Origin of the sequence: Paraburkholderia sp. USG1, from assembly GCF_031570135.1 — a bacterium.
Taxonomy (GTDB): domain Bacteria; phylum Pseudomonadota; class Gammaproteobacteria; order Burkholderiales; family Burkholderiaceae; genus Paraburkholderia; species Paraburkholderia dioscoreae.
Map to the genome: position 1 here is coordinate 43,358 of NZ_JAMWXW010000032.1, position 17,812 is coordinate 61,169.

Below are 17,812 nucleotides of genomic sequence, written 5' to 3' on the forward strand. Positions count from 1 at the left end.
GCTTTGCGGGTCACAAAAACGGGCAAAGGATAATAGGCCGGATTTCTGCAACGCAGTGTTGTACCCAGTGATACAAGGGCGTTGCCAGCAAAGGGCGCCGGCGCTTCCTTTAATATGTGGTTATTGATGAGCGACCGTGCAACGCCAGTGTAGCGGTTTTGCATTTTTCCGGTCGGCTCGCACACGCCCGAAGGAAGTCCTCATAAGGGACGTCTTTCCAGAACCATAAGAGCTCACATGATTTCATCCCCGCCTGTTGCACCTCCTGAACCGCCGGATGCGCCAGACCGTCTGAAAAAGCAGAAAACGGCCTCGCTCGCGCTGTACATCGGATTGGTGCTGCTGGCGCTGTGGGTGGTACGCGATTTCATCGCGGTGGTGGCGTGGGCCGGCGTGATCGCCATTGCGCTGTGGCCGCTGTTGCGCAAGGTCGAGGGCAACCGCTGGTTCACCGGCCGCACGACGCTGATCGCCGCCGTGCTGACGTTGCTGATCGCGCTGCTGGTCGTGCTGCCGGTGGGCATCGGCATTGCTCAGGCGCTACGCGAAGCGCATGACCTGAACGAGTGGTTCAAGACCGTGCAGGAAAACGGCATTCCGTTGCCGGATTTCATCCAGCGTCTGCCGTTCGGCGTGCAACAGATTTCCGCGTGGTGGCAGGCCAACCTGACTCAGCCGCTGCGCGAGTCGGCCGCGATGAAGGGACTGCACAGCCCCGCCGTGGTGACGCTCGGCCGGCACTTCGGCGCGCGTGCGGTGCATGCCGTGACGGTGTTCGCGTTCATGCTGGTCACGCTGTTCGTGATCTTCCAGGCGGGTCCGCGTTTGTCGGGGGCGCTGCTCAAAGGCATGCGGCGCGGTTTCGGCGACGACGGCGCGCAGCTTCTGCAGCGCATGGCGGCAGCGGTGCGCGGCACGGTGTCGGGGCTGGTCGTGGTCGGGCTCGGCGAGGGCGCGCTGCTGGGCGTCGCCTACTTCGTGACGGGCTTGCCGCACGTTGCGCTGCTCGCGTTCGTCACCGCGATCGCCGCGATGCTGCCGTTCTGCGCGCCGCTCACCTTCGGCATCGCGGCTTTGTGGCTGTTGTTGCAAGGCTCGGTGGCGGCGGCGATCGGCCTTGCCGTGTTCGGCTCCGTCGTGGTGTTCATCGCCGAGCATTTCGTGCGGCCGGTGCTGATCGGCAACTCCACGCGCTTGCCGTTCCTGCTCGTGCTGTTCGGCATTCTTGGCGGTGCGGAAACGTTCGGGCTGCTCGGTATCTTCATCGGCCCCGCGCTGATGACCGTGCTGATGGTGTTGTGGACCGACCTCGTGCAATAGTTGCACGGTACTTGCCCACGCATCCGGACGAACGCCGGATAGACACGCCTGGACCCACGGACCCTTTGGACCCCTGACCTTCAAGGCCGCTGATTCGACGGATGTTCCTGCGGCGGCGGCTTCACGCAGCCGAGCGTGTATTTCAGCGCGGCGGCCAGCAGCGCGCTCCAGACGTCCCAGGTGTGGCCGCCGTCGATGATGCGCAGCGCCGCCGGATTCCCCGCCAGCCTCAGGTGCGTATAGAGCGACGACGCTTCGGCCTGGATCGCGAGATCGTCGTCGCCGGCGGCGATGAACATGGGCAGACGGTAGGGCCGGCTCATGTAGCGCTCCCATTGCGCCGGATAGTTGAGCTCGTGCCAGATGCGCGCGTCGAATTCGTGCTCGCCGAACACACCCACGCGGCGTGCCGTCGACGCGCGCGGCGGCTCGTTCGCATAAATCGCGGGACTCAGCAGCAGCGCGCCGCAAAAGCGCTCCGGCTGCGTCATCGCATAACGCAGCGCGCCGAAGCCGCCCATCGAAACGCCGCCGATCATCCGCCCGCCGCGCTGTGTCGAGACCGCGTAGCGCGTTTCGATCTCGGGCAACAGATTGTCGAAGAACGCGGTCTCCATCTTCTCCTTGCGATCGACGTACCAGTCCGTGCCGCCTTGCGGCATCACGATCACGACCGGCGGCATCTCCTTGTGGTCGATCAACGCGTCGGCCGTGGTTTGCAGATGGCCTTGCGTGATCCAGTCGTTGGCATCGCCATTGTTGCCGTGCAGGAGATAGAGCACGGGAATGCGGCTGGCGTCGTGGCGGTAGCCGGTAGGCAGATAGATCGTGTAGGACCAGTCGCGGCCGAGCGCGTCCGAATAGAAGCTTCGGCTGATGACGGTGCTGGCGAGCGTCGGCGCGCTGGTGGCCGCGGTGTAAAGCGCAACGAGTGCGGACAGTAGGAATTGACGCATGTCGGGTCAGAAGGCGTGCCGCGCAGGTTGCGCGCGGCCACCGTGCTTATCAGGATCGGCTGTGGAATCTCGAGCGTTGGCCCACGTGTGCCGCTCAGGGCTGCGTTCCAAGCCGCCCGCCATACAGGCGGCCAGCCAGACGCTTGAGCGGCTCCGCGCCCAGCGCCACCGCGAACAGCGCGGCGACCGCGACCGCGTCGGCGAGCAGGCCGAGCGGATAGTTCAGATAGCCGTCCGTCGCCGCGTACAGCACGGAGTCGACCACCAGCGAGATCACGGCACCGGCGACAAAGCACAGCAGCCCTTTGCGGCCGATCACGCCGACCCACGGCATCCATTGCGCGAGCTTCTTCGCCCAGCCTAGCTGGATCAGATTCGCGACGAGCCAGGCAATGGCGAGAAAATTGACGGCTCGCAGGTAGGAGAGGTTCTGTTTGAGGCTGCCATCGAGCGGCTCGCGCTCGATAAATAGCTTGTAATACGCCGCGGCCGCGACCACGGCGAGCGCCAGCAGGCTGACGACCCACCCCAGCCGGTGCGTGCTGGCGCGCTGATAGACCGGCTGGCAACGGGCCAGCACGCCGAGCACGAACAGCAATTGCCAGGCGAACGGGTTGAAATCCCAGTGCATGTCCGGCGCGGCGGGCAGGTAGGCGTCGATCGCCGGCGCGCCGGCCCACAGCGCGACGCTGCCTGCCAGCAGCAGCCACGGCTTGCTGCGCGCGAGCGGCAGGATCATGGGCACGAGCAGGGCGAAAAACGCGTACATGGGCAGCACGGAGGCCAGATAGGGCTGACGGCGGAAAAGCAGGATGTCGCGCAGCGCGGCGAGCGGGGTGTCGATCAGGTCGTCGAGATCCGTGGTGGCGAGATTCGGCCCGTCGATGCTCAACGCGGTAAGCGCGGCGCTGACCAGCAGCATCAACGCGGCGGTGACGAGAAACGCCCGATAGATTTCCAGCGAGCGCCGCAGGAAGCGGCCGCGCGCGATCGTCTCGTTGCGCCGTTCGGCGAGCGCGGCATAGGCCGTGGCGGTGGCGAAGCCGCCGAGGAACACGAAGACCTCGGCGGCGTCGCACAACGCATAGGCGTGCAGCGTGACGCGCGACAGAATGCTGCCGCCGATGTGGTCGACGACGATGATCAGAAGAACCAGCCCGCGAAAAAAATCGAGCTCTATCAGGCGGGGTTGCGACTTTTGCATTGTATGGTGCCCAAAGCAGGCCCCGTGCGACGGCGCGCTAGTCCAGCGCGGCAGGCGTCTCACAAGGCTTTCTGGAAATTGGATTGGGGTACAGCGGCGGATACGCGATCCCCGTCGCCGCTTTCAACCGGCCGGGCCGGGCGCGGCGCGATTGCAGGAGGCGTAAAAGATGACCCCATGACGGGGGCGGAGTTCCGCTGCGGCGCCGCAAAAAAGCTTTCGATTATATTTCTTTCCGTGACAAATCCGCTCGCGACTGCGCAGCCACGCCGCAAGTCCATGGTGCGTCAGCCGTTGTCCGGATCGAGTCCAGGCGACGTTGCTTCGTTTACCTCAATGGGGGCCGAGGTAAAAGGGGCTGCCGCACCAAGTGGAGATTTCGCAACAATTTGAGATATCGACACCACACCCAATGGACGGCGAGCTAACGGCGTGTGAGGATTTCTGTAAAGCGCGCGTCAGGGTCGGTCAGCACCTGGGCGAAGCGCCAGAACAACAGCGGCCGGGTCGAGTTGTCCCATTGCTCGAGTGCAGGGAGATCTTCATGAACAGGCAAGTGTTCGCGCTAGCTGTCTCTGCCGCTGTGTCTGTCGCTTTTGCCGCGTCCGCCTCGGCGCAGACGAGCGTGACGCTTTACGGCGTGCTCGACGAAGGCATCAACTACACCAACAATGTCGGCCGCGGCCATGTCTATGAACTGGCGAGCGGCGATGCGCAGGGTAGCCGCTGGGGGCTGAAAGGCGCCGAGGAACTGGGCGGCGGACTGAAGGCCATTTTCCAGCTGGAAAACGGTTTCGACGTGAGCTCCGGGCGGTTCAACCAGGGCGGCCGGATGTTCGGCCGCCAGGCCTTCGTGGGTATGAGCGCGCAGCGATACGGCACGCTGACGTTCGGCCGCCAGTACGACTCGGTGGTCGACTATCTGGCCCAGACCACGGCCAACGGCAATTGGGGCGGCTTGCTGTTTTCGCACCCGTACGATAACGACAACACGGACAACACGTTTCGCCTCGACAACGCGGTCAAGTACACCAGTCCGTCGCTTTCCGGCTTCCAGTTCGGCGGTGTCTACAGCTTCAGCAACGACACCGGTTTCGCCAACAATCGCGCGTACAGTTTCGGCGGCCAGTATGCGTATGGCGGCTTGCTGGTGGCGGCGGCGTACCTGCAGGCCGACAATCCCGGCAATGGCGCGAACGGCGCGATCACGGCGAACGACGCCAGCTTCATCGCTGCCCGCATGCGCGTGTTCGGCGGCGGCATTACCTATACGTTCGGCCCGGCGACGGCCGGTTTCGTCTACACCAACTCGAACTATCTGGATCCGACCGGCAACGGGTATCTCGGCGTGACGCCGCTCGTGCCGCCCGGCGTACTGCTGAATTCGCTGAAGTATCAGAACTTCGAGCTGAACGGCAAGTATCAGATCTCACCAATGCTGTTCGTCGGCGCGCAGTATGTGTACACGATGGAAACCTACGACGCCTCGACCGGCGGTGTGAAGCCGAAAATCCATTCGTTCGGCCTGATGGCGGACTACAACCTGTCCAAGCGCACCGACGTCTACATTCAGGGCGAGTATCAGCAGGTGACCGGCGACTCGACCTATTCGATTCTGGACGAGGCCTTCACGCCCGGCACGCAGTCTCCTTCATCGACGTCGAAGCAGGTCGTGGTGCGGGCGGCGATCCGGCATAAGTTCTAGGCGCGATATATCCGATTTCGTTTCATCGCCGCGCCGCGCGACCGAATATCCGGTGGCGTGAGAATCGAAAATCGTGAATATCGGGCGGCGTACTGAACGGATTAACGCTCAGGTGATCACGTAATTCTGAATCAGAATGCCGACTATCACGCCGAACGGAATGCCGAAGGTTCGGCCGCGCAGGGTCGCGCTAATGTCTTCATCGAGTACGAAGCTGCAGCGGCGCTCGCGCCAGACGGTTTTGTAGGCCAATGGTTTGGCGTCGACAATCACGATCGAAATCAGCGCGGTTACGATAACCTGTTCCAGCGCATGCAGTTTGGCCATAAACGGCGAAAATTCGCCAGCATTGCACAACAGCACCATGACGACGGCGGCAATCAGCGTGCCGAAGAAAAAACCGCTCATGAACCGGTTTGCTGAACTGAGAGAATCCACTTGAACCTCGGCTTTATTCACTGCCTCGGTCAAGGCGGCGAACTTAAAATATTCTGACGGAAATGGTTTCCCATTTGATAAACCGGCGCCGGGTTGACCGCGGTGCCCGTCGACTTCAATGGGATGCGTAAGAATATTTTTATTGCCTTCTCCAACCTATCGTCCTTTTCCTAATGGCAGATAGGATTAGTCCGAAAAACACGGAAACTCGCCGCGTTCCAGCCAGGTGCCGAACAGATTCAGCGTGGCGTACTGCAATAGCATGCTGGCTCTTCCTTCGAACTCGCCGACCATGCGGAACTCGAGATCGTCATGATCGGCGCCGACTGTTCAGGGGTTCGATGGTCGACGTCGGGGCTGCGGCTATCGAAGCCCTCAGCCACGTTCGCGCCGACCGGTATTTCACGAGCGGGGTCGGCGTGCTGTTCCACACGGTGGCAAAGCAATCCTTTGCGGCATAAGTGCGCAGAGAAGTTCACGGTCATCGTGTTTCCCATGAACGGTGCGCTGAACTCACGCGCCATGCCCGGCTCAAACGGTATCGCGCCGCTGCCCGCTTGCGGCGCGCCTTACGATTCGCTGTAAGCAAGGCTGATTCCTTTCGCGGAGACTTCATGAGCAATCGAGCGACGCAGATCCTTCCTCATCATAGTTACGTTCATTCGCTGGGCGCGCCGCTGGCCTGCGTACAAGGCACGATCAGCAAGGTGTTCGCCAGCCCGGAGAATCACAACGGCGCCAATCACCAGCACTTCATCATCAGGATCGACACGGTCGTGAAGTTCGAAGGCGGTACGGAAAATCTGCTGGGCACCGAGGTGTTCGTCGCCGTGCGTTTCGGCGACAACGAGGGCCTCGCGCATGAAATTCCCGGCTTGGAGGCTAGGCAGCCGATCGAAGCACAAGGCGAGTACATCCCCGACGCCAGCGCCTATCCCACCGAAGACAATAGCAACCCTGTTCTGCCGGTTCTGCACTTTACGCATCATCCGGTCGGCTACGTGAAGTACCGAGGCGAGTACTACAGCTAGCCGTGCTCGTCCCATCGTGCGGGACGGACGTAAATTCGTCCTCGTGCTGTCACGATTGTCTCGCCGCTGTCACCACCGCTTCACAGAAGATTCAAGTTTTTGCCTCACTTTGCCGTTAAGCAAACGTTATCGTGCGGTTGCCGAGACGTAGCCGTTGGTACGTCCTGCGTGTCTCGCGGATGCGGCCGCTTGTCCGTGTGCGGCGTATGAAGCGCAGTCCGGCAACAAGCGGGCAGGCGGGCGTGGAGCCGGACTTTCAGCGACCAGCCGCTACCGCCCGACACGTTGCGAGTGCAACGAAGTCGGCAATACCGTGGGTAAGGTTTGTATCAGAGTGTGTGAGTTGACGCGTTTTTTATAAAACGCACTTTACAATTCCGCTTGAATTTTAATCGGTAATCTGACCCTTTTCGCAGAAGATCGGCTGTTTTGACGGGCAGTAGGTGCGCGTCCTGGCTATCCGGCAGGCTGTGAACGCGAAGAGTTGGGTTGCCGGCAGCCTATGGATGAGCGCCGCACGAGGCGGCGTGGTTGTGTAGCAGGGAGAGCAGCGCGCCGTTCGGGCGTGCGCATCGCCGCTACAAGCCGGCATCCGGCTCGACAATGAATGAGGCAGGAGTCGAACAAGATGGGAAAGCGTTTCGACAGAACGATGATGGCCAGTCTGGCCGGCGTATGGGTTGCGCTGGCGGTCAGTGGGTGTGCGAGTGTGGGGCAGCAGGGTGCGCAGACCGGCGCGGCATCAGGCGCAACGGTTGCTTCAGCGGTGCCGGCCGCAAGCGTGCCGGCATCGGACGCGGCGGCGGCAACGCCGGTCGTGACCGGCGCCGACCAGAGCGCGCCACTCAAGAAATCGCCGCCGCTGGTGTATCGCGTCAAGCGCGGCGACACCCTCGCGCGCATCGCGCAGCGTCATCATTGCAGTGTCGGGCAGTTGCAGGCCTGGAATGGATTGAAGGCGTCCTCGCGGCTGAAGCGCGGGCAGGTGTTGCGCGTCGCGTCGCCGGAAACCGTGCGGGCGGTGAATGCAGCCAATGCGGCAGCAAAGGCCGCTGCGGCTTCTGGATCCGCGGCTTCGGGCGCGGCGCGGCAAACCGTGGCGGCATCGGCTGGATCAGCAGGATCAGCAGGCGCGGCGCAACCGCAGCCCGCACAGTCGCCCGCGCCCAGCGCCGCCGAAGCACGCGAAGTGGCGCAGCAAACCGCGCGTCACGCGAATGGCGTGTCGCTGGCCTGGCCTGCGGGCGGGAGCGTGGTTGAGGCCTTCCAGCCGGGAGAAACGCGGGGCATCGAAATCAGCGGCAAGCCGGGCGATCCCGTACGGGCGGCGGCCGGCGGCAAGGTGATGTACGCCGGCACGGGCCTGAACAGCTACGGCAGCCTGATCATCGTCCAGCACAACAAGGACTTTCTGACGGCTTACTCGCACAATCGCAAGCTGCTGGTCAAAACCGGCGATATCGTCGTGCAGGGACAGCAGATCGCCGAGATGGGCGACGAGAACAACTCACGGGTGTCGTTGGGCTTCGAGTTGCGCCGCGACGGCAAGCCGATCGATCCCATGCCGTACCTGCCGCAAGGACGCGGCTAGGCACGCGCGCCTAGTCCAGCCATCGCAGCGCCGCGGCGACGATCGCTTCCGGCGCGTCTTCCTGCATCAGGTGACCGGCCTTCGGTACCGGCTGAAACCGTGCTTCCGGCATGGCCGCGGCCAGTTGACGGCCGCGCGCCAGCGGAATCCACTGATCCTCTTCGCCCCACAGAATCTGCACCGGACAGCGCAGTTGCGGATAGCGTGCTTCGACCTCGTCGGTGTAGCGCTGATCCATCTGCGCGATCTGGCGGTAGAACGCGGCCTGACCGGTTGCGCCGAGCCAGGGCGTCACATAAGGCGCGAGTTCGTGATCCGGAATCTCGCGCGCGATCGCGCCGCGCACATACGCCTTCACCACTGCCTCGTGGATGTAAGGCGGCAGTCCGGCGAACGCGTCACCGTGTTCGCGCACATGCCGTACGAAGGGCGAACCCCACGGCGCCACCGCCACCGGATCGATCAGCGTGAGGCTGCGATAGTCGCAGCCGTCGATCAGATGCGCGCGCAATGAAGTCGCGCCGCCGAAATCGTGCGCGATGACGTCCGGGTTTTTCAGTTGCCAGTGCGCCAGCAATTCCGCCAGCAAGCCATTCTGCACGCCGAGCGAAACGTCCTGAGCATCGCGCTGTTCGGATTGCCCGTAGCCGAGCAGATCGTAGTAGTAGACCGTGCGCGTCTGCGCGAGATGCGGGGCAATGCGGTGCCACACGTAAGAAGAAAACGGCGTGCCGTGAACCAGCACCAGCGGCGGACCGTTGCCGGTCACGTTAAAGCGTACGGATTGATCGTTAAAGGTATAGCTTTCGGGGAGCGGCAAATTTTGCATAGCGGTGAGCGTCGCAAGGAGGTCTGCTTACCTTAGCAGGGCTTCGTAACGCATGCTGGCCGCCTTTTCGTAGCATGCTCTTCGTAGTGTGCTCGTAGCGACTCCCGCAGAAGCTCACCTTTATTTTATTCAGCAAAACCAGGCAAATTCAAACGGCGCTTCATCTCGCACTCGTTTCAGCAGCAAACGAGCCATGCAGGCGAGCCATACTCTTACGAATCGCGCATAAATTGTCTTGAAAATAGGCCTCACCGGATTGGCCGCATTCGAAAATGCCTGGTAATCCGGCAATGGCATGCATATGGGGCCATCGAGCGAGCACCTCGGGATGGATCGAAACGCCCGCTCTCAATGGTGAGGGAATTCGGGAGCCGACTACTTCGATTCGATCCCACGCAACAACTGCGTCACCTGGCCGTGATGATGCAGGATCGCCGGATCGGCATGCAGCAGCGGCAGGTAGCGCGGCAGGAAAGCATTGTTCGGCATGTCGGGCGAGAAGAGTCCCGCCACTGCTTCGGCCGCCGCGATCCGGTCGGTGGCATCGGCCTCCTTGTCGTCGAGAGTTTCGTCGACATTCGCAATCACCGTCGAGAGCGGCGTGAGCCAGCGAAACCCCGAACCGTTGATCAGCACCTGCAGGAAAGCCGCGGGCGTTACCGGGCCGAATTCCTTTTCGTACGCTGCGCGCTCGTGATCGAGAATGGCTTTGTGCAGCGCCAATAGCGGCCGGCGAATCTCCGAGAGGAATTGGGTGCATTGCGAGTCGTTCATGTGTGCTGCTCCTTCGGATAGTCAGACCGGATCCATGCTAACAAAATCGCACGGCATTGATTCAACAAGATTAACTGATCGCGCAGCGGCTCTCTGGTGAGGCCGGTGTGTGAAGGGTAACGCGTTGATTCGAATCTGCTTTCAGCGGTGCAATATGCCCGGCGAGACGGTTTCGGCCGGCAGGCGGCGTGCAGCCAGGCGGCGAACTTCTTGATGCGCGGCTACAATTTACCGGTCAGTCCCGGCGAGTTCGCGCCGTGTATTAACTGCCGTTTCTAACTAACCGAAAGCCGCATTGCGTATTAGTCCGGCTTGTCGAATAAAAACGGCAGGTCTTTACAGTTTGGTTCGACGTCTCTCTCTAAACAGCCTCATAAACAATAAGCCCCACTCGGAGCCGCCCCATGACAACGCTCAATATCAACGGCCAGACGCACACCGTCGACGCGCCGCCCGACATGCCCCTCCTGTGGGTCTTGCGCGATCTGGTCGGTCTGACCGGCACGAAGTTCGGTTGCGGCATCGCTCAATGCGGCGCCTGCACCGTGCACCTCGACGGCGTGGCGGTGCGCTCGTGCGTATTGCCGGCCGCCGCGGTCGGCGACCGCAAGATCACCACCATCGAAGCGGTGGGCAGCACGCCGGCCGGCCAGAAAGTTCAGCAGGCATGGCGTCAACTCGACGTGGTGCAATGCGGCTACTGTCAGTCGGGGCAGGTGATGTCGGCCGCTTCGCTGCTCGCGAGCAACCCCAATCCTACCGATGCGGACATCGACGCCGCAATGGCCGGCAATATCTGCCGCTGCGGAACGTATAACCGCATCCGCGCGGCGATCAAGCAAGCCGCGAAGGGAGCCTGACATGTCCCAGGGATTGCTCGATGCACAGAACGGCGCAGAGCCGTCGAAAGCCGGCGCGCGCGCCGCAGGTGGATTGTCGCGCCGCACCTTTCTGAAATTCGGCGTGACGGTGGGCGCGGCGGCGGGCGGCGGCCTGCTGCTCGGCTTCAGCATGCCGGCCGCCAGCCAGGATCAGAAGGCCGGCAAATCGGTGATTGGCGGCGACGGTGTGGAAACGCCGCAAAGCGGCGTGTTCGCGCCGAACGCGTTCATCCAGATCGATACCGCGGGCAAGGTCACGCTGGTGATTCCGAAGGTGGAGATGGGCCAGGGCGTCTATACGTCGATTCCGATGCTGATCGCCGAAGAACTCGAAGTGCCGCTCGACACGGTCACCGTCGACCACGCACCGCCGAACGAAAAGCTCTTCATGGACCCGCTGCTCGGCGGCCAGCTCACGGGAGGTTCGACCTCGATCCGCTATGCATGGGAGCCGATGCGTAAAGCCGGCGCCACCGCGCGCACGGTCCTGATCAGCGCGGCCGCGCAGCAATGGCAGGTCGACCCGGCCAGTTGCCATGCGCAGGCCGGGCAGGTGATTCACGCGGCCAGCAAGCGCAGCATCGGCTATGGCCAGCTGGTGACCGCGGCCGCCAGTCTGCCCGCGCCGCAGAATGTCAAGCTCAAGGACCCGAAAGACTTCAAGCTGATCGGCACGGCGGTCAAGCGTCTCGATTCGCCGGAGAAAGTGGACGGCACCGCGCTGTTCGGGCTCGACGTGCGCGTGCCCGACATGGTCTATGCGGCGATCGCGAACTGTCCGGTGTTCGGCGGCACGCTCGCCAGCGTCGACGACACCAATGCGAAAAAGATTCCCGGCGTGCGCCAGGTCATCAAGATCGATAACGCGGTCGCGGTGATCGGCGACCACACCTGGGCAGCCAAGCGCGGCGTGCAGGCGCTCGTCATCAAGTGGAACGAAGGCTCGGGCGCGAATCTGTCGATGAAGCAGATCGTCGACGATCTCGCCAACGCCTCGCAGCGCAACGGCGCGGTGGCGCGTAAAGACGGCGACGTCGCCAATGCGTTCAGCAACGCGAAGACGCGCGTCGACGCCGTGTATCAGCAGCCGTTCCTCGCGCACGCCACGATGGAGCCGATCAACTGCACGGTGCATGTGCGCCCCGACGGCTGCGATGTCTGGCTCGGCTCGCAAGTGCCGACCCGGGTAGTGGACGCCGCCGTGGCGGTCACAGGCTTGCCCGCCGACAAGATTGTCGTGCACAACCATCTGATCGGCGGCGGCTTCGGGCGGCGGCTGGAATTCGACATGGTCACGCAGGCCGTCAAGGTCGGCAAACAGGTGTCCACGCCGGTGAAAGTGGTCTGGACGCGCGAAGAAGACATTCAGCACGACATGTACCGGCCGTATTACTACGACAAGATCTCCGCGGGACTGGATTCGAACAGCAAGCCGATTGCGTGGCAGCACCGGATAGTCGGTTCGTCGGTGATCGCGCGCTTCGCGCCGCCCGCGTTCAAGAACGGCGTCGATCCCGACGCGGTTGAAGTCGCTTCGGACCTGCCGTATGACTTGCCTAACCAGTTGGTCGATTACGTTCGCCAGGAGCCGCATGCGGTGCCCACCGCATTCTGGCGCGGCGTGGGACCGACACGCAGCACTTTCGTGGTGGAGAGTTTCATCGACGAACTCGCGGCCCAGGCCAAAGTCGATCCCGTCAAATACCGTCAGGATCTGCTCGGCAAGACGCCGCGCGCGCTGAACGTGCTCAACGTCGCCACCCAGGCGGCGAACTGGGGCAGCGCGGTGCCGAAGGGGCAAGGGCGCGGCGTGTCGGTCATGCATGCGTTCGGCAGCTTCTTCGGGATTGTCGTCGACGTCGCGGTGGATCAGGGCGAGGTGGCGGTCAAGCGGGTGGTGTGCGCGGTCGATTGCGGCATGGTGGTCAATCCGAACACGGTGGAGGCGCAGGTGCAGGGCGGCATCATCTTCGGTATCACGGCGGCGCTCTATAGCGAGATCACGATCAAGGACGGCCGCGTGGAGCAGAACAATTTCACCGACTACCGGATGCTGCGGATCGATCAGACGCCGCCTATCGAGGTGCATATCGTGAAGAGCAGCGAGGCGCCCGGCGGTATCGGCGAACCCGGCACGGCGGCGCTCGCGCCAGCGCTGACCAATGCGATTTTCGCGGCCACCGGCAAGCGGCTGCGGCAATTGCCGGTCGGCAGCCAGTTGCAGACCGCTTAACGGAGCCCGACATGAAAAATACACTGAAGGGTTTCGGTGCGGCGTTGTGCGTGACGCTGCCGTTGCTCGCGCAGACGCCGGCGCAGGCGGCCGCGCAATCGGCCGATCCAGCCCTGGTGCAACGCGGCGCCTATCTGGCCAAGGTCGGCGATTGTGTCGCCTGTCATACGGCGCCGAAGGGCAAGCCGTTCGCGGGCGGCCTGCCGATGACCACGCCAATGGGCCAGATCTACACCACCAATATCACGCCCGACCAGCAGACCGGCATTGGCGGTTACACGGAAGAGGACTTTGCACGGGCCATGCGCGAAGGCGTCGCCAAAGACGGCCACAATCTTTATCCGGCCATGCCGTACCCGTCGTACGCCAAGGTCAACGACGACGATATGAAAGCGCTGTACGCGTATTTCATGAGCGGCGTGGCGCCCGTGCAGCAGGCGAACCGCGAGCCGGACATCAAGTGGCCGTTGAACATGCGCTGGCCGTTGAAGTTCTGGAACATGGTGTTCCTCGAAAAGGGCGTCTACCAGGACAAGTCGGGCAAAGACGTGGCATGGAATCGCGGCGCGTATCTGATCCAGGGACTCGGGCACTGCGGCTCGTGCCATACGCCGCGCGGCATCGCGTTCCAGGAGAAGGCGCTGGATGAAAGCGGCAGCGCGTTCCTGACCGGCGGCCTGCTCGACGGCTGGTTCGCGGCAAACTTGACCGGCGAGCACAACGTCGGTCTGGGCCGCTGGAACGATCAGGACCTGCAGGCGTTCCTGAAGACCGGCGCGAATCGCCATGCCTCTGCGTTCGGTTCGATGACCAGCGTGATCAACAACAGCACGCAGGGCATGAACGACACGGACATCGCGGCCATGTCGACGTACCTGAAGTCGCTCCCGCCGGCAGGCGGCAGCGGTGCGGCGCCATACAAGTACGATCCGCAGGCGACGAAGGTGTCGCTCAACCGGCCGGCGAACAATGAAGGCGCGCGCGTCTACACGGCGTATTGCATGCACTGTCACGGCGTCGACGGGCGCGGCTTCGCGCCGATGCTGGCGCCGTTGTCCGGCAATCCGAACGTGCTGGAGAAGGATCCGTCGTCGCTGATCAACGTGACGCTCAACGGTACTGAAGACCTGGTGATCGGCGGCATTCCCGCGCCGTATCCGATGCCGAAGTACGCGCCGGTGCTCAACGACCAGCAGATCGCCGACGTGCTGACCTTCGTGCGGGCCGGGTGGAACAACGGTGCGCCGGCGGTCACGGCCGGAGACGTCGCCAAGTTGCGCAAGTCGACGCACGCAGCGCGCTAGTTCCGCAAGTTCTGTCAGGCGGCATGCAAAGAAAAGCGGCAACCGTTGTGCACGGTTGCCGCTTTTTTTATTCAATCGCCGCTGCGAGTCTCAGCGATGCTGGCCGACCTTCTGTCTTTTCTCCAGCACACGCGCGTACCACGTCAGCGGGAAACACATCGCGAAGTAGATCATCGCGACCATGCCGTAGATCGGAAACGGGCGGAACGCGGCGTTGGTAATCATGGTGCCGGTCTTGGTCAATTCCGTGAAACCGATGATCGACGCAAGCGCCGTGCTTTTCACCACCTGCACGAGAAAACCGACTGTCGGCGCCACGGCGATTTTCAGCGCCTGCGGCCACACGATATAGCGCAACTGCTGGCCGAACGTCATGCCGAGACTCGCGCCCGCGGCCCACTGACCGCGCGGCACGGCTTCGACGCAGCCGCGCCAGATGTCGACCAGATACGCGCTGGTATAGAGCGTCAGGGTGACGGTGGCCGCGACCCACGGCGATACATCGACACCGAGCAGCGGCAAACCGAAAAACGCCAGGAAGAGCTGCATCAGCAGCGGTGTGCCCTGAAACACTTCCACGTACACCACGACGATACGGCGCAGCCAGGCGATCGGCGACACGCGCATGGCGAGCAGAATCAGCCCGACGATGCCGCCGCCCACAAACGCGATCAGCGAAAGCAGCACGGTCCAGCGGGCGGCGAGCAACAGATTGCGGGCAATGTCCCACAGCGTGAATTCGACCATGATCAACGCTCCGTGGGCAGAGTGCGGGCGCCGCGCCACATCAGGCGGTTGCGCCAGTTACGCGGCGCGCTGTCGTTGCCGCGCGCCGCACGGCCCGCGAACAGACCGCGGCCGAGCCGGTTGAGGATTTGCCGCAATACGATCGACAGCAACAGATAGGTCGCGGTGATGATCAGGTAGCTTTCGAACGAACGGAAGTTGCGCGACTGGATGAAGTTGGCCGCATACGTGAGATCGGGCACGGAGATCTGCGAGACCACCGCCGAGCCGAGCATCACGATCAGCACCTGGCTCAGCAGCGCGGGAAACACGTTGGCGATGGCCTGCGGCAGCACGACATAGCGAAACACCTGCCGCCCGTGCAGACCGAGCGCCTGCGCCGCCTGCACCTGGCCGCGCGAAATCGAGTCGATGCCGGCGCGTACGATCTCGATCGCGTAAGCGCCGAGATTGACGGTCATGGCCAGAATCGCGGCCTGCACTTCGTCGATATGGATACCGAGGCTCGGCAAGCCGAAGAATACGAAAAACAACTGCACGATGAACGGCGTGTTGCGGATCAGTTCCACATAACTCGCCACCACCCAGCGCGCCCATTTCGGTCCGGCCACCGCCACGCTCGCACCGGCAATACCGACAATCGCGCCGAGCACGGTGGAAACGGCCGTCAGCCCCAGGGTGACGGCCACGCCGCGCGCGAGCATCCCCGCATAGAGGCCGAAGCCGCTGAAATCGAACGCATAGGTCATGGCGTGGCGCTCATCGTGAGGTCAGACTCCGCCGCGGACCACGCCTCGCGGTCCGCGCAAAAAAGGTTCAGAGGTCGGCCGGCAGCGGCGCCCGCAGCCACTTCTGCGAAATCGCGTTCATGGTGCCGTCCTTGCGGGCCTTGGCAATCGTTTCGTCGACCTTCTGCTTCAGACGCGGCTCGTTCTTGTTCAAACCGACGTGATCGGGCGAGCTGAACAGCGAGAATTTCTGCTCGGGATCGTTGGCCGGATGACGCGCGAGAATCGTGGCGCCGACGTCGTTGCCGACTACCATCAACTGTACCTGACCAGAAAGAAACGCCGAAATTGCGCCGTTAGGATCGTCGAAGCGTTTGATGTTCGCGGTGGGCGGCGCGATCTTGGTCACGCTCAGGTCTTCCAGCGTGCCGCGCGCGACCGAAATCGACTTGCCGGCGAGGTCGGCGGCGTTCTTCACGGGCAAGGCTTTGGGGCCGAACACCGCGAGGTAGTAGGGCGCATAAGGTTGCGAGAAATCGATCACCTTTTCGCGCTCGGGTGTCTGGCCGACCGACAGCAGCATGTCGGCCTTGTGATCGGCGAGGTAGGCCATGCGGTTGTCGCCCGTCACCTGCACGAGTTCGACCTTGGCGTTGAGCGCCCTGCCGATCAGGTTGGCGACATCGATGTCGTAGCCCATCGGCTTCATATCCGGGCCGATCGAGCCGAACGGCGGATAGTCCTCGAATACGCCGATGCGTACCGTGCCCGACTTGGCGATGGTGTCGAGCGCGTCCGCATGCGCGGCCGACGGCAACGCGCACAGCGCGCCGAGGCCGGTGAAGGCAAGCGTCGCTGCGAGCGTGGCGAACACCCGGCGGGTGCGGGATTGGGCAGTGGGGCGCTGGTTCATGGTCTGTCCTCTGTCGAAAATGTCGGTATTGGAATGGGCAAATCTGAGTGATACAGCGATGCTTCAGTGCCTTGATTCAATGTGCGGCGCGTGCGGCGATCAGCTTGCACGCATGCGGCGGCAGTTCCGCGAGCACCGCCATGCCGAGCGCGATCCCCGGCGTTTCGCGCGGCGTGGTGGCGGCGGTCAGCGTGAAGCCGGCACAGTCGATGGTCGCTTCGAGCGATGCGCCCACGTCGCGGATGAACGTGACGGTGCCTGCCAGCCGGTTCGGGCCCGCCGCGTCGGACGCGGCTTTCACGCACACGTCTTCCGGGCGGATCAGCAGACGGATATCGCTACTGGAGGCCGGCACGCGCGCCGGCTGCACGACGCTGATACGCCGGCCGCCGGGCAGGCTCACGCCGCCCGCGCCATCGTACGTGACCGGCAGGATATTGCCCAGACCGATGAAGTCGGCGACGAATTCGCTGACCGGATCGCGATAGATGTCGAGCGGCTTGCCCACCTGGGCGATGCGGCCTTTCTCCATCACGACGATCTCGTCGGCCATCGTCATGGCTTCGCGCTGATCGTGCGTGACCATGATCGTCGTGATGCCCAGACGCTGTTGCAGCAGGCGGATTTCCACCTGCATCGCTTCGCGCAGCTTGGCGTCGAGCGCGGAAAGCGGTTCGTCGAGCAGCAGCAGTTTCGGCTGCGACGCGATCGCGCGTGCAATCGCCACGCGCTGGCGCTGGCCGCCGGAGAGTTGCGTGACGGGGCGGTTGGCCATGTGCGGCAACTGGATCAGTTCCAGCAGTTCGGCTACGCGCCGCGTCTGCTGCTCCTTCGTGGTCTTGCGCAGCTTCAGCGGATAAGCGACGTTTTGCGCGACCGTCATATGCGGAAACAGCGCGAGCGACTGGAACACCATGCCGAAGTCGCGCTGATTCGCGGGCAACCGCGTGATGTCGCGTCCGGCGAAATGGATGCTGCCCGAGGTCGGCGTTTGGAGGCCGGCGATCATCCGCAGCAGCGTGGTCTTGCCGCAGCCTGACGGGCCGAGAAAGCACACCAGCTTGCCGTCGGGCACGCTCAGATCGACGCTGTCCACGGCATGGGCCGCGCCGAAGCGCCGGGTCACGGCCTGCAACGTTAAATGGGTCATCGGATGCT

The 17,812-nt window shown here is 63.2% G+C and carries 16 protein-coding genes; 7 read left to right on the top strand and 9 right to left on the bottom strand.

Translation table 11 applies throughout. The features are described from left to right. Nucleotides 1-237: 237 nt before the first annotated feature. On the top strand, nucleotides 238-1,320 hold the full coding sequence (locus NE850_RS31675; RefSeq protein WP_165188258.1) for an AI-2E family transporter: 1,083 nt from the start codon (nucleotides 238-240) through the stop codon (nucleotides 1,318-1,320). An 80-nt stretch (nucleotides 1,321-1,400) separates the two neighbouring features. Here NE850_RS31675 and NE850_RS31680 read toward each other — a convergent pair whose 3' ends face one another. Both NE850_RS31680 and NE850_RS31685 read right to left on the bottom strand, forming a co-directional pair. Next, on the bottom strand, nucleotides 1,401-2,276 hold the full coding sequence (locus NE850_RS31680) for an alpha/beta hydrolase-fold protein (RefSeq protein ID WP_310699847.1): 876 nt from the start codon (nucleotides 2,274-2,276) through the stop codon (nucleotides 1,401-1,403). Between the two features lie 94 nt (nucleotides 2,277-2,370). After that, nucleotides 2,371-3,480, bottom strand: a complete 1,110-nt coding sequence (locus NE850_RS31685) for an OpgC domain-containing protein (RefSeq protein WP_007177009.1) — start codon at nucleotides 3,478-3,480, stop codon at nucleotides 2,371-2,373. 544 nt (nucleotides 3,481-4,024) lie between these two features. Between NE850_RS31685 and NE850_RS31690 the strand changes: the two genes are divergently transcribed. Next, complete coding sequence (locus tag NE850_RS31690) at nucleotides 4,025-5,185, top strand: porin (RefSeq protein WP_007177010.1); 1,161 nt, start codon at nucleotides 4,025-4,027, stop codon at nucleotides 5,183-5,185. 108 nt (nucleotides 5,186-5,293) lie between these two features. Here the strand turns inward: NE850_RS31690 and NE850_RS31695 are convergent, their stop codons facing one another. After that, the gene (locus NE850_RS31695) at nucleotides 5,294-5,593 is read right to left on the bottom strand and encodes a hypothetical protein (RefSeq protein WP_007177011.1); all 300 of its coding nucleotides are present in this window, start codon (nucleotides 5,591-5,593) and stop codon (nucleotides 5,294-5,296) included. Nucleotides 5,594-6,237: 644 nt separating this feature from the next. Between NE850_RS31695 and NE850_RS31700 the strand changes: the two genes are divergently transcribed. Beyond that, complete coding sequence (locus NE850_RS31700; RefSeq protein ID WP_310699848.1) at nucleotides 6,238-6,654, top strand: hypothetical protein; 417 nt, start codon at nucleotides 6,238-6,240, stop codon at nucleotides 6,652-6,654. 628 nt (nucleotides 6,655-7,282) lie between these two features. After that, nucleotides 7,283-8,245, top strand: coding sequence for a M23 family metallopeptidase (locus tag NE850_RS31705; protein ID WP_165188264.1), 963 nt, complete (start codon nucleotides 7,283-7,285; stop codon nucleotides 8,243-8,245). A gap of 10 nt (nucleotides 8,246-8,255) precedes the next feature. Here NE850_RS31705 and NE850_RS31710 read toward each other — a convergent pair whose 3' ends face one another. Beyond that, the gene (locus NE850_RS31710) at nucleotides 8,256-9,074 is read right to left on the bottom strand and encodes an alpha/beta hydrolase (RefSeq protein WP_310699849.1); all 819 of its coding nucleotides are present in this window, start codon (nucleotides 9,072-9,074) and stop codon (nucleotides 8,256-8,258) included. A 375-nt stretch (nucleotides 9,075-9,449) separates the two neighbouring features. Continuing rightward, nucleotides 9,450-9,848, bottom strand: a complete 399-nt coding sequence (locus NE850_RS31715) for a hypothetical protein (RefSeq protein ID WP_007177016.1) — start codon at nucleotides 9,846-9,848, stop codon at nucleotides 9,450-9,452. A gap of 404 nt (nucleotides 9,849-10,252) precedes the next feature. On the opposite strand from NE850_RS31715, the gene NE850_RS31720 reads away from it, so the two are divergent. From NE850_RS31720 to NE850_RS31730, 3 genes are read left to right on the top strand one after another with little or no spacing between them, the layout of a single operon-like run. After that, nucleotides 10,253-10,708: a (2Fe-2S)-binding protein gene (locus tag NE850_RS31720; protein ID WP_007177017.1), complete on the top strand. Its 456-nt coding sequence runs from the start codon at nucleotides 10,253-10,255 to the stop codon at nucleotides 10,706-10,708. 1 nt (nucleotide 10,709) lies between these two features. Then, a complete protein-coding gene (locus NE850_RS31725) occupies nucleotides 10,710-12,962 on the top strand; it encodes a xanthine dehydrogenase family protein molybdopterin-binding subunit (RefSeq protein ID WP_007177018.1) in 2,253 nt (750 codons plus the stop codon). Nucleotides 12,963-12,973: 11 nt separating this feature from the next. Continuing rightward, a complete protein-coding gene (locus NE850_RS31730; protein WP_007177019.1) occupies nucleotides 12,974-14,266 on the top strand; it encodes a cytochrome c in 1,293 nt (430 codons plus the stop codon). Nucleotides 14,267-14,356: 90 nt separating this feature from the next. On the opposite strand, the gene NE850_RS31735 is transcribed toward NE850_RS31730, so the two are convergent. From NE850_RS31735 to NE850_RS31750, 4 genes are all read right to left on the bottom strand, one after another. After that, a complete protein-coding gene (locus NE850_RS31735) occupies nucleotides 14,357-15,013 on the bottom strand; it encodes an amino acid ABC transporter permease (RefSeq protein ID WP_007177020.1) in 657 nt (218 codons plus the stop codon). A 2-nt stretch (nucleotides 15,014-15,015) separates the two neighbouring features. Continuing rightward, complete coding sequence (locus NE850_RS31740; RefSeq protein WP_007177021.1) at nucleotides 15,016-15,762, bottom strand: amino acid ABC transporter permease; 747 nt, start codon at nucleotides 15,760-15,762, stop codon at nucleotides 15,016-15,018. Nucleotides 15,763-15,829: 67 nt separating this feature from the next. Continuing rightward, nucleotides 15,830-16,654, bottom strand: a complete 825-nt coding sequence (locus NE850_RS31745; protein ID WP_007177022.1) for a transporter substrate-binding domain-containing protein — start codon at nucleotides 16,652-16,654, stop codon at nucleotides 15,830-15,832. A gap of 76 nt (nucleotides 16,655-16,730) precedes the next feature. Next, nucleotides 16,731-17,804 carry an ABC transporter ATP-binding protein gene (locus NE850_RS31750; RefSeq protein ID WP_310699850.1) on the bottom strand — a complete coding sequence of 358 codons (1,074 nt, stop codon included), beginning with the start codon at nucleotides 17,802-17,804 and terminating at the stop codon, nucleotides 16,731-16,733. Nucleotides 17,805-17,812: the final 8 nt, after the last annotated feature.